The sequence below is a fragment of the Paradesulfitobacterium aromaticivorans genome (assembly GCF_054657415.1).
The window spans coordinates 1,101,990-1,114,311 of the sequence record NZ_BAAHYT010000011.1 but is presented as its reverse complement, the minus strand read 5'-3'; the positions used below and the strand labels follow the sequence as shown (position 1 = coordinate 1,114,311).

Here is a 12,322-nt window from a genome sequence, read left to right as displayed (position 1 = left end):
AGCTTGTGGCGTGAACAGGTAACCGAGGAGGTAGGATTATGAAGTGGGAACATATTGCGGAAAGTCAGGAGTTTAAGCATCTAATCTCAATTAAGGGCAAATTTACGATCATTGCTCTGGTATTTTCCTTCGTTTATTATTTCGCTTTGCCATTAAGTGTAGGTTATCTGCCCGGAATCATGAATAAGAAAGTCGCAGGTGCGATAAACATTGCTTACTGGTTCGCGCTCTCTCAATTTTTTGTGGCCTGGATAATTGCAGGGATATACGCGCGGGTGGCTAATCGTCATTTTGACCCCATAGCAGACAAGATCCGCAAAGAGAATGTAGAGGGGGTTGAGGTATGAACTGGCTGGCAATCGGGATGTTTGTGGTATTTGTCGGAATCACTCTGGTAATTACCTACTGGGCGTCTCATCACACCAAAACTACAACGGATTTTTATGCCGCAGGGCGCAGTATTAGCGGAGTACAAAACGGTTTTGCCATCGCCGGGGATTATATGAGCGCCGCTTCTTTTTTGGGAATCGCCGGTTTAATCGCCCTTAACGGCTATGACGGATTTATGTACTCTGTTGGCTGGCTGGTGGCCTATATCGTAGTTTTGATCCTGGTGGCCGAGCCCATGCGCAACAGCGGCAAATTCACGATGGCGGACGTCCTGGCCTACCGCCTGCGGCCGAAGCCGGTGCGCAGCGCCGCTGCTCTCAGTACTTTGGTCATCAGTACGTTCTATATGCTGGCCCAAATGGTGGGTGCCGGCACTTTGATCAAGATGCTCCTGGGAATTCCGTATGAAGCCTCAGTAATTTTTATCGGGATTATGATGATCCTTTATGTCACCTTCGGCGGGATGCTGGGCACAACCTGGGTCCAAATCATCAAAGCCGGGCTGTTGATGTTCGCGGCCACGATGATGAGTCTCTGGGTTCTCTCAAAATTTAATTTTAATTTGGTAACCTTCTTCAACGGGCTGTCGGGTAAATATGGGCAAAAGTTTCTCGAACCCGGGCTTTTATACAAAAACCCGATCGAGTTGGTCTCGTTAGGTATGGCTCTGGTGCTCGGTACGGCAGGGATGCCGCACATTCTGATGCGCTTTTTCACAGTCCCGACGGCGAAAGCGGCCCGTACCTCTGTGCTGTGGGCCATGGGTTTAATCGGAACCTTTTATATCATGACAACGTTTTTGGGTTTTGGGGCAGCGTATTTTGTCGGCAGTGACGCCATCAAGGCTATTGACAAAGGCGGCAATATGGCGGCACCGCTCTTGGCCCAGATGCTCGGAGGAGGCCCGAATACTTTCGGTGGAGAGTTTTTGTTGGCATTTGTAAGCGCGGCAGCCTTTGCCACGATTCTGGCAGTGGTGGCAGGCTTGACCCTGGCTGCTTCCAGCGCTTTTGCCCATGACTTCTACGTCAATGTGTTGCGGGGCGGGAAAGCGGATGAGATGACCCAGGTGAAAGTGGCGAAGCGAACAGGTGTGGTAGTGGGGATCATTGCAATCGTGCTCGGCATCTTGGCCAAGGGGCAAAATGTTGCGTATCTGGTGGCTTTGGCTTTTGCAGTCGCATCCAGCGCCAATATTCCGGTCATTGTTATGGCAATCTTTTGGAAGAGGTTTAATACAACCGGGGCCGTGGCGGGAATCTTGACCGGGTTAGTCGCTTCTGTCGGCTTAATGATGATTGGTCCGAGCGTCATGGGCAAAGCGGCTATCTTTCCCTTGTCTAACCCCGGGATTGTAAGCATTCCAATCGGATTTATCGCTGCGTTCTTAGGTACTGTGCTCGCGCCGCAAAGGATCGAAAGCAACATCAAATATGAAGAACTTTATGTCAGGGCTAATACCGGACTGGGCGCAGAATAAATTATATTAATTGTGCACTAACTTGCATCATGCCCCACTGGCCTTTCAGTGGGGCTATTTTATTTGCTTGCTTGTCACAGAGAAAGGAATGCTGCATAATAGTTCTAACCTATTAGCAGCGGGGGGATAGGAGTGTGTTTGATTATCGCCGGATTCAAGCTATTGCCAATAGCGCTAACTGCGATTCCCAAGAGTCATACGCCGGGCATCGCGCCCAAACTATGAAAAGCATCAAACAAGGAATAAAGGCGTTGGGGCGACAACCTCAAAAGTTGATTGTTTTTGGTGTGGGCAATGCCAATGATCTGGAAATGGAAGAACTGTCTACGCTTGCTCCTGAAGTTTGGTTCGCTGACATAGACGGGGAAACTCTGAATAACACCGTTGAGCGCTATAGGCTTGCGGATAAGGTGCGTATCTGGGTGGGGGATGCCGGGGGAGGAGTAGAGGAGATAAACCGCTTGCGCACGGCTGCCCACGCCTCTCCTCAATCTCTGGAGGGTCTGCTTACAGAATTAGAATTAAATTTACAATTTAATTCTAAGAATAACCTTTTCCCTGAGAAGTTTGACCTTGTGGTCAGCCAATGCCTGCTTTCTCAGATTCAGTGGGCGGTATCCCAAACAGTCTGGGATTGGGCTCAAATTACTTTTGCAGCAGGGCAACGGCTGCTTAAGGATGGTGTACAATCTCCGCCTTTCCTGCAACTGGCTAGGGTTCTTGAGCTGATTACTTTCAATCACGTCAAGTGGCTGGCAGGGATTCTCCGGCGTGGGGGCATGTTAATACTCAATACTGACATAACCTGGCAAGGAATACCGCTCTACGGCACTGATGCATCGAGGATCTGGCAGTATCTCGCAGAAAGACACAATCTTAAAGGGCTGTTGCTAACAATGCATGAGGAAAAGCTCTGGCAATGGGAGTTGGACGAGCGGACCGCAGCTACTGTGAGTTCTACATTGTTTATGAAATCCTTACACTCTCCCTAGATCTCTATGCCGTTTATCTGGACTATCAGAGGATGATAAACGGATGACAAGGAGTTGGATAGCGTGGCAATAGAAATCGAACGTAAATTTCTGGTTAGGGAGAAATTACTCCCTCCCCTTGAGCATGGACAAAGGATTGTCCAGGGATATCTATGCAAACAGCCTCAAATCCGTTTTCGCTTACTGGAAAATAAAATCGTGCTTACACTCAAAAAAGTGCAGCCGGACGGAAGCCGTTTCGAGCTTGAAACGGAGACGGAGACGGCCTCGCCCGAAGAAAGCTCAGCCTTGCTGGACTTGGCTATTTACCCGGTAGTGGAAAAGGTACGATATCGGGTTCTTTCTCAGGATTTAGTTTGGGAATTGGACATTTATGCCCGAGATAACGCAGGTTTAATTACCGTGGATGTAGAACTTCCAGCCTTGGATTATCCGTTGGTCTTTCCGGAATGGGTGGCAAAAGACTTGGAGATTACACATGACCCGCGTTATTTTAACACTAACTTGGGCAAACACCCATACTCTAAGTGGGGAACTGCATCTAAAAGCTAAGATAGCTGCTAACTGAGGAATGACTACTGCTAGACTGGTTGGTCTAGAATACTTGCAAGGGTAAAATTGGTAAAATACCTTGTGCCCGTGTATAATAATTAAGCGAAGAAGCTAGGAGGGATGCGCGTGGAGCAGCATAAGTTAAAAGCAAGGACGGACATATCTGACCAATACAAGTGGAATCTTGAAGACATATTACCCAATGATCAGGCTTGGGACCAAGAGTTTGCCCGAGCGGAAAAGATGATGGAGGAAGCTGAGAATTTTCAAGGGCGCTTAGGGGAATCTCCTGCTTCTTTGGTTGCCTGTTTTGTCTGGATGGATAAGCTCGGCCTCAGTATCGAAGAAATTTATACCTATGCGCGCATGCGCAGAGATGAAGACAATCGGCAGGCCCGTTATCAGGAAATGACGGACAAGGCAGGCGCTTTGTCAGTACGTGCCGGAAGCGCGACCTCATTTGTGGTGCCGGAGCTTTTGGCTTTGCCGGAAGAGCGCTGGCATGAGCTGACCGGTGCCCCGGAACTAAAGCTTTATGCCCATGTCCTCGACAATATCTGGCGTAAGCGCCAGCATGTATTAAGTCAGGCAGAGGAGAAACTGCTAGCAGAAGCCGGGCAGATTGCAGAGGCTCCGGGTACGATTTTTGGCATGGCCAATAATGCTGACTTGAAATTCCCGACGATTCGCGCTGAACAGGGGCAGGAAGTGGAACTTACCAAGGGCAATTTTATCCAGTTTATGGAGAGCCAAGAACGGCGCGTGCGCCAGGATGCTTTTCAGACGTTATATCATACTTATGACAAGCAGAGAAACACCTGGGCAGCTACACTCAATGCCAACGTCAAGGCAGATGTTTTCTATGCCAAGGCCCGCCGCTATCATTCTGCTTTGGAATCTTCTTTGGATGATGACCGGGTGCCGGTTAGGGTATATGATTCTTTGATCGAAACCGTGCATGAATTCCTACCGGTGATGTACCGTTATGTTGACTTGCGCAAGAAAGCCTTAGCCCTTGATGAACTACATATGTACGATGTCTATGTGCCGATAGTGCCTGAAGTAAATATGGTCATTCCGTATGCTAAAGCGAAAGAGATGGTGTTAGCAGGGCTTAAACCTCTCGGAGCTGAATATCTGGAAGTGCTGGAAAAAGGGATGGAGTCAAGCTGGATTGATGTTTATGAGAATGAAGGGAAAACGAGCGGGGCTTATTCCTGGGGCACTTACCGTTCCCACCCGTATGTTCTGCTTAATCATCAGGACACCCTGGATTCAATGTTCACCCTCGCCCATGAGATGGGACACTCATTGCACACATATTTTTCAAATAAAAACCAGACTCACCTTTATGCCGGATATAAGATTTTTGTGGCTGAAGTAGCTTCCACCCTCAATGAAGCTTTGGTGATGGAGCATTTGCTTAAGACCAGTGAGGATAAGAAGCTTACAGCTTACTTGGTCAATCATTATCTGGAGCAGTTCAGGGGTACAGTCTTCCGTCAGACGATGTTTGCCGAATTTGAGAGAAAGATTCACGCTGTCGTTGAAGAAGGCGGGGCCTTGACTGCAGACTCTCTGTCTGAGATCTATCGTGAGTTGAACAGCAAATATTACGGGCCTGAAATGGCAAGTGATCCGGAAATTGCCCTCGAATGGGCGCGGATTCCGCATTTTTACAATGCCTTTTATGTCTATAAGTACGCTACCGGCTTTGCGGCAGCTACAGCCTTGGCGCGCGCCATCTTGGATGATGGGGAATCTGCGGCCACGAGGTATATTGAATTTCTCTCAGCCGGAGGGTCTGATTACCCGATCGAGCTTCTGCGCAAGGCCGGAGTGGACATGGAGACGCCAAAACCTGTGCGGGAAGCTCTCGAGGTATTTGCCGGACTGGTGGAACGGCTAGAGATACTCTTGAATTAATGTTTAACGAGTTCCTGAAAACGGGGGTCACTTTTTACGGGTGCAAAGTCATGTTCCTCGCGGGCAACCTCTTTGACGCCCGGGTTTAGAGTAATGGCCGGTTTAAGGTATTCTATCACTTTTTCGACAGTGCCCTGGCGACCGTAAATGCTGGCAATGCCGTAATAACTCCAGGTATCTTTCTCATCAAGTTCGAGCGCGTGAGTGTATGCTGAGATAGAATCCTGCCAACGCCCGGCAAGCTCGTTCGCCAAGCCAAGGTTAAAATACCCATACACAAAGGAAGGATTTATTTCCAGGGCTTGCTTAATTAAGGCAAGCCCTTTGTCATAATTCCCTTGAAAAGCGAAGCTTGCACCTTTTAATGTCATGGCCGGGTAGCAAGCGGGATCGAGTTCCAAGGCCTGATCGAACTTGGAGATAGCTTTGGCATATTGACGCTGGTCATAAAGATTATGCCCTTCTTCATAAATAGCCAGTGCTTCAGGCTTGAGCTCAGGTGCTTGTTTGTAGTCGCTCTTTGGCAAGTTTTTTGGGGGATTTGGATCTTGTGTGTCAGGACTGGATATTTCTATGGCTGTGCTTTCAGATTTGTTTTCCGGAAGCGCAGGATTCTCCACTGACTTAGAAGTCTGAAAGATCGTTTGCCAGATCATCTGGTCTGTGAGAAACTCGACCGGAGCTTTGTCATCCGTAAAGATGATACCGGCAGCCGGTTGAACCGCTGTAAGTTCCTGAGTGTAATGAAGAGCAAAGGGCTGAAGAGCCAGAGGAAGGTTGGCCGGGATTTCAGCGGCAGAGAGCGGGCGTTCAGTGGCAAGGAGCACGTAGTTGTAGGAATTGGGAACAGGCAGGATATAAGTATAAGCAAAGACTGAGCTCAAGGTCTGTTCAAAGGACTGGAGCAAGGGTGAGGATGGGGAAACCGCATTGACATTCAAAGCGAGAATTCCCCCTGGTTCTAAATGAGTGCGGGCTTGCTGATAAAACTCCTGGGTAGCGAGGTGAAAAGGAATATAAATTTGCTGGGAGTAAGCATCCACGATGATTAGATCTGCCTTGTCTTTGTTGGAAGTGAGGAAAGTGCGGGCATCTGAGTTCACGATTACTCCTTCGTTTCCTATAAGTCCGAAATACTTTGTTCCGAGCGGAATAATTTCCGGATCTATTTCCACCCCGGTAAGGGTAAGCTCAGCAAAAGACGGTCGCACCCAGCGGTCAAAAAGGCCGAGCATGGTACCTCCGGCCGAGCCGAGAATCCAGACATCAGGTTTGGCGGCGGGGCGCAAATAGGGCAGCATGAGATAGTAATTATAGTAATCCTGGGGTGGGAGCGCGTGATTGGGCCGGTAGACAGACTGATAGCCCCCACCCTCGTTATAGACCAGGGCAATACTTCCGTCTTTCTGCTCAACGACCTGAGCGTATTGATAGGGAGTTTCTTTTTCCCACAGTACTTTGCCATTGGCCTTGACAGTATGGGGTGAGAACACAAGTAATAGCAGTGGGATCAAGGCTAACACTGCCGCCCACCAGCGCCGAAGCCCGACAGCGGAAATCGCAAGCAGCACAAAGGCTGACCATAGAATCGTAGCTCTGGTGCCGATATTTGGGATGAGAATCAGGGACGGAATAAAAGTGCCGAGAAGGCTGCCCAGGGTAGAGAAAGCGTACAAGCGCCCGGTTGTTTCCCCGGTTTGTCCGGTGGATCGAACGGAGAGACACAGGACAAAGGGGCTTACCATTGCCAACAGGAAAACCGGAGGGGCAAAAACGAATAAGGTTCCTACGAAAACCAAGAGGGAAATCCGCACCGGAGTGCCTAGGATACCGGCAGTTAAGAACTGAAATACCCATTGGGCAGCGAGTGGAATGATGCTCAGAATTAAGCCTGCTCCTAAAGAGATGCCGAAAAGAACGTTCGGACGGGGAAAACGGTCGGCAATACGACCGCCCGCAACATATCCGGCAGACATGGCTAGCAAGATAATCCCGATAATATTGGCCCAGACGATGAGAGAGGTGCCGAAGTAAGGGGCGATTAGGCGGGAAGCGGACATTTCGACGCTCATCACGGTTGCTCCGGTCAGGAATACGTATAGGTACATGAATTTTGATACCAAAAATAGTCCTCCTTTAGAGATATCTCTAAAAAATTTTAGAATAATTTGCTAGATAATTGGTTCAGCTATATTTATTTGCTATTGGATAACAAAGTTCCTGCCAATGGGAACGAACACTTTTTAGACAACCCGTGTGTAATAATATTCGGGCAAAGCGTAAATACCATGTAAAAGGAAGCTCAAATTATTCTTGTCAGTAACTTACGGATCAGGATATAGACCATAAAAGGATCTAAATAAAATTGAATTTATTAAGGTTAAGAGGTTAACCTTGACAAAAACGAAAGTACGGGCGTAAGATGGTTTTGGTAACCCCTGGGGGGTAAAGATAAAGTAGATTTGGTTAAGGCAATTTACGGAGAAAGAAGGGAGGCACCTCAATGAGTGACTCATGTAGCACTTGTTCGGCGTCAGGAACTTGTACTTCGGAGAGCTGTTCCACTGAGCCCCAGCTTACAGAAGCTCAGAAAGCCAGTGATGTCAAGAAATTAATTGCCGTTATGAGCGGGAAAGGAGGAGTGGGAAAATCCTCTGTAACCGGCATGCTGGCTGCCAGCCTCAAGAAGCAGGGTTATAAAGTTGGGATTCTTGATGCGGACATTACAGGCCCCAGCGTTCCAAAAATTTTTGGGATTACAGAAAAGGCAATGGTAAACCAAGTCGGGGTGACTCCGCCTCAAAGCAAGGGCGGAATTAAAGTCATGTCTTTGAACTTGATGCTGGAAAACGAAGATGATCCCGTGATTTGGCGCGGCTCGATCATCACTCAGCTTGTTCAACAGTTTTGGACTGATGTTGTCTGGGGGGAACTAGATTATTTGCTGGTCGACATGCCGCCGGGAACCGGAGACGTACCTATTACTGTTTTTCAATCATTGCCCGTAAGCGGAATAGTCGTAGTCAGCAGTCCCCAGCAGCTTGCAGGCATGATCGTGCGCAAGGCGATTAATATGGCCAAAAAATATGATGCCCGCATCTATGGTTTAATCGAAAATATGGCTTATGTGGACTGTCCGGACTGTCATACACGCCTGGAGATTTTCGGCAAGCCTCAGGGAGAAGAACAAGCGCAAAAGAGTGAGATTCCATTCTTAGGGCAGCTGCCGCTCGACCCGACCCTCGCTTCACTATCAGATGCCGGACGGATAGAAGAATATCATTCTGAAGGATTTACCAAGATAGCTGCGCGGCTGGCGGATGAAATATCCAAGTAAAATTCTCTCACACTTAGAGACCCTGCATAGGGTCTTTTTTTTGGTTAATCAGTAAGTATAACTTTCCGGGCGCATAAGTGCAACTAAGGTTTCCGCCTGCGCCTTAAGGCTTGGCGCAAGCCAAGTTTTCTTTATATATCAAAAAGATAAGTTAGTGGTGCGATTGACCATTGACTTAAACAAATAGATTTATTATAATGTCATAAAAACAGATGGGAATAGTATGAATTAAAAAGTGGGGGTTCAACCCCTTATATTTTGACACTTATATCATACTAATCACATCGGAATAATGTATTATAAAACATAGAGTGAGTGCCAGCATACGAGGAGTTGGGATACTGTGAGTTTAAGTATTGTGTTCATGGGACTTTTAGTCGGCTTTTTAGTCGGACTGACGGGTGTTGGGGGAGCTGCGCTGTTGACTCCTGTGTTGCTGCTTATTGGTATTCCCCCCACTATCGCCGTAGGAAGCGACCTCGTCTATAACTCCGTTACTAAAATGTTCGGTGTAATTCAGCACTGGCGCCAAAAAACAATCAACTTTGAATTAGTCAAGTATTTTTCGTATGGAAGTCTTCCCAGTGGCATACTCGCCTTTACCATTATCCATAATTTTGATTCCCTTAAACGCGAGGATTTTATCAGACATGCCCTTGGAATTGTTTTAATTCTAGTATCCATAAGCATTATTATCCGGATATTTCTTGATAAAAAACTAAGACCTAATTCCTTGCAATTAAAAACGATTAAAGAAAAACGGGTGCTTACCATCTGCCTTGGCTCATTATTCGGATTTATCGTTGGATTAACCTCAATAGGCTCTGGTTCTTTGTTTGCTCTGGCTATGCTTTATTTTTACCAAGTCTCCGCTGCCGAAATCGTTGGAACAGATATAGCTCACGCCTTTTTATTAGTTACTGTACTTGGATTGCTTAATATAAATTCTGGAAGCGTTAATTATCCGTTAGTAATTAATCTTTTAATTGGTTCAATTCCAGGAGTATTGCTAGGAAGTAATCTCTCGGCCAGAGTACCGGCCAAACCTTTAAAGGCTGTTATGGCACTTGTTATTTTTGTAAGCGGACTTAAACTTCTATAGCTTGAATATGCGTTATCTTTGGAGAATGGACTAGGATAAGTCTAATGGCTCCTAATAATAAAAAAACAAGTTAGAAATTAAGAGAGGCTGGTAGATCAAACGTGAAAATCAGAATCAATGGGAATGAGGTTGTATTGGAAAAGGCTGTTTCGTTAAAAGAATTGTTAGTAATGCAAAATGTACGGATGCCGGAATATGTGACGGTTCAACTCAATGACGAGTTTGTTTCCACGAGCAGCTTTGAAAATACACTCATTAATGACGGTGATGAAATTGAGTTTTTATATTTCATGGGAGGGGGGCAAGCAAATAAATGAAATTCAGTAACGAACAAATGGAAAGATATTCGAGACATATTATCTTAAAAGAGGTTGGAGTCAAAGGGCAAATTAAACTTCTGGAATCAAAGGTTTTAATCATTGGTACAGGCGGGCTTGGGGCACCGGCAGCCATGTATCTGGCAGCGGCGGGTATCGGCACACTCGGGCTTGTTGATGCGGATGTCGTAGACTTGTCTAATTTGCAACGCCAAATTATCCACTCGACCAAAAAAGTGGGAAAACCGAAAGTCATTTCAGGCAAAGAAACGATCAACGACATGAACCCTGATGTCAATGTGGTGACTTATCAGGAATGGGTGAGTTCAGCCAATATAACCGATATCATTAAGGATCAGGACTATGATTTTATTATTGACGGCACAGATAATTTTCCGGCCAAATTTCTAATTAACGATGCCTGTGTGCTTTTGCACAAGCCCTTTTCCCATGCCGGAATCATTAAATTTTCCGGACAAACAATGACCTATGTTCCCGGTCAAGGTCCCTGTTACCGGTGCGTATTCTTAAATCCCCCGCCGCCCAACGCTGTTCCCACCTGTAAAGAGGCCGGTGTTTTAGGGGTTATGGGGGGCATCATTGGGACGATTCAAGCGACAGAGGCCATTAAATACCTGCTCGGAATCGGAGATCTTTTAATCGGAAGGCTTTTGGTCTTTGACGCTTTGGATATGGAATTTAGGACTGTTACACTTGCATCCCGGACGAATTGTGTGGTATGTGGTGAAAATCCTACGCTCAAGGATTTAATAGACTATGAACAACGTGCGTGTGAATTATAAGGACAGAAACAGGTGTGAAGATGATCATTCTTAGTGATGAACATTACCAGGAGATTTTAACTCATTCTTTCAATGCCCTGCCGCTGGAAGCCTGCGGTTTACTGGGTGGGTTTATCGAAGCGGACGTTAAAATTGTGAAAAAGGTATATGGATTGACCAATGTTGATCAGAGCCCGGAACACTTCACGATGGATCCCCGCGAGCAGTTTAACGTGGTAAAGGATGCACGAAAAAACGGGTTGGTCGTGTTAGGCAACTTTCACAGCCACCCGGCTACTCCGGCACGGCCTTCTGCAGAAGATGTACGTTTAGCCTTTGATCCAGAAGCGAGTTATCTTATTTTATCGTTGCTTAATCAAGATACTCCAGTTTTAAAAAGTTATAGAATCAGAGAGGCAGAAGTGGTTGAAGAGGTAATGACAATTCACTCGCAAACTGAAAGTTCTTTGGAGAGAGGTATTACAGAATAATATATTGGACGAAAAGTAGGTGTTAGTGATGGCGAAGGTCGATTATAAAGCATTAAAAGCCGGTGGCTTCATGAGGCAGGTACAGAAGGACTGCTTTTCCATGCGGCTAAGGTCTGTTGGGGGTCAAATCGGGGCGGAACAGTTAAAAAAGATCTATGAGATTGCCCAAGTCTATGGTCAGGGATACGTCCATCTTACTTCAAGGCAAGGAGTAGAGATCCCATTTATCAAACTTAAGGATGTGGAAACCGTTAAAGATGAACTGGCCAAGGCTGGATTAGAGCCAGGGGCTTGCGGACCACGGGTAAGAACGGTGACGGCCTGCCAGGGCAGTGCAATCTGCCCAAGCGGCTTGATTGATACGACAGCATTAGCTCAGGAACTTGACGCCAGATATTTTGCCAAGGAACTGCCGCATAAATTTAAACTCGCCGTAACCGGGTGCCGAAACAATTGTTTGAAAGCAGAAGAAAACGACCTTGGCATCAAGGGGGGCATCCAGCCTGTCTGGAACGAGTCCAGATGCAGTTTTTGCGGCTTATGTGAAGCGGTTTGCCCAGAGAAAGCGATTAAAGTGGCGAAAGAGGATAAAGGGGAAAAGGCGGATGGGAATTTGTTCTTTGAGCAGGAGAAGTGTATTTACTGCGGTAAATGCGTCAAATCGTGCCCGGTAGGGGCTTGGCAAGGGGACGCCGGTTTTCTGATTTATTTTGGGGGAACATTCGGCAATCAGATTGCCGTTGGCAAGCAAGTCTTACCGATCATTTTTTCCAAAGAGAAGCTTTATCGCGTTATCGATGCCACTATGGCCTTTTTCGCCAAGTATGCCAAGCCGGGAGAACGTTTCCGGATCACTTTAGAGAGAGTTGGATGGGAGTTGCTGCAGAAAGAATTACTGAAGACGGTAGTACTGGATAAATTGAACTAAACTTTAGATAGAGTTAAGATTCTAC

Annotated in this window: 12 protein-coding genes; 11 read left to right on the top strand and 1 reads right to left on the bottom strand. The window is 46.7% G+C overall.

What is annotated here, in order from left to right; genetic code table 11:
* The first annotated feature begins 38 nt into the window (after positions 1-38).
* The 5 genes from ACYQ2N_RS22205 to pepF all read left to right on the top strand — a co-directional run bounded on the left by ACYQ2N_RS22205 (position 39) and on the right by pepF (position 5,340).
* Positions 39-347 carry a DUF485 domain-containing protein gene (locus tag ACYQ2N_RS22205; protein ID WP_460001616.1) on the top strand — a complete coding sequence of 103 codons (309 nt, stop codon included), beginning with the start codon at positions 39-41 and terminating at the stop codon, positions 345-347.
* Positions 344-1,870 carry a solute symporter family protein gene (locus ACYQ2N_RS22200; RefSeq protein WP_460001615.1) on the top strand — a complete coding sequence of 509 codons (1,527 nt, stop codon included), beginning with the start codon at positions 344-346 and terminating at the stop codon, positions 1,868-1,870. The genes ACYQ2N_RS22205 and ACYQ2N_RS22200 overlap by 4 nt, the downstream gene beginning before the upstream one ends.
* 134 nt (positions 1,871-2,004) lie before the next feature.
* The gene (locus ACYQ2N_RS22195) at positions 2,005-2,862 is read left to right on the top strand and encodes a hypothetical protein (RefSeq protein WP_460001614.1); all 858 of its coding nucleotides are present in this window, start codon (positions 2,005-2,007) and stop codon (positions 2,860-2,862) included.
* A 63-nt stretch (positions 2,863-2,925) separates the two neighbouring features.
* Complete coding sequence (locus ACYQ2N_RS22190; protein WP_460001613.1) at positions 2,926-3,414, top strand: CYTH domain-containing protein; 489 nt, start codon at positions 2,926-2,928, stop codon at positions 3,412-3,414.
* Between the two features lie 120 nt (positions 3,415-3,534).
* The gene (pepF, locus tag ACYQ2N_RS22185) at positions 3,535-5,340 is read left to right on the top strand and encodes an oligoendopeptidase F (protein ID WP_460001612.1); all 1,806 of its coding nucleotides are present in this window, start codon (positions 3,535-3,537) and stop codon (positions 5,338-5,340) included.
* Here pepF and ACYQ2N_RS22180 read toward each other — a convergent pair.
* A complete protein-coding gene (locus ACYQ2N_RS22180) occupies positions 5,337-7,463 on the bottom strand; it encodes a fused MFS/spermidine synthase (protein ID WP_460001611.1) in 2,127 nt (708 codons plus the stop codon). The two genes, pepF and ACYQ2N_RS22180, sit on opposite strands and share 4 nt — an antisense overlap.
* A 380-nt stretch (positions 7,464-7,843) precedes the next feature.
* Between ACYQ2N_RS22180 and ACYQ2N_RS22175 the strand changes: the two genes are divergently transcribed.
* From ACYQ2N_RS22175 to ACYQ2N_RS22150, 6 genes are all read left to right on the top strand, one after another.
* Positions 7,844-8,677: an Mrp/NBP35 family ATP-binding protein gene (locus tag ACYQ2N_RS22175; protein WP_460001610.1), complete on the top strand. Its 834-nt coding sequence runs from the start codon at positions 7,844-7,846 to the stop codon at positions 8,675-8,677.
* A 343-nt stretch (positions 8,678-9,020) separates the two neighbouring features.
* Positions 9,021-9,779 carry a sulfite exporter TauE/SafE family protein gene (locus ACYQ2N_RS22170; protein WP_460001609.1) on the top strand — a complete coding sequence of 253 codons (759 nt, stop codon included), beginning with the start codon at positions 9,021-9,023 and terminating at the stop codon, positions 9,777-9,779.
* A gap of 101 nt (positions 9,780-9,880) precedes the next feature.
* Positions 9,881-10,096, top strand: a complete 216-nt coding sequence (thiS, locus tag ACYQ2N_RS22165) for a sulfur carrier protein ThiS (protein WP_460001608.1) — start codon at positions 9,881-9,883, stop codon at positions 10,094-10,096.
* Positions 10,093-10,899 carry a molybdopterin-synthase adenylyltransferase MoeB gene (gene moeB, locus ACYQ2N_RS22160; protein WP_460001607.1) on the top strand — a complete coding sequence of 269 codons (807 nt, stop codon included), beginning with the start codon at positions 10,093-10,095 and terminating at the stop codon, positions 10,897-10,899. The genes thiS and moeB overlap by 4 nt, the downstream gene beginning before the upstream one ends.
* Before the next feature lie 20 nt (positions 10,900-10,919).
* Positions 10,920-11,369 (top strand): M67 family metallopeptidase, encoded by a 450-nt coding sequence (locus tag ACYQ2N_RS22155; RefSeq protein WP_460001780.1) that lies wholly within the window; start codon positions 10,920-10,922, stop codon positions 11,367-11,369.
* Between the two features lie 28 nt (positions 11,370-11,397).
* Positions 11,398-12,297 carry a 4Fe-4S binding protein gene (locus ACYQ2N_RS22150; protein WP_460001606.1) on the top strand — a complete coding sequence of 300 codons (900 nt, stop codon included), beginning with the start codon at positions 11,398-11,400 and terminating at the stop codon, positions 12,295-12,297.
* The last annotated feature ends 25 nt before the right edge of the window (positions 12,298-12,322 follow it).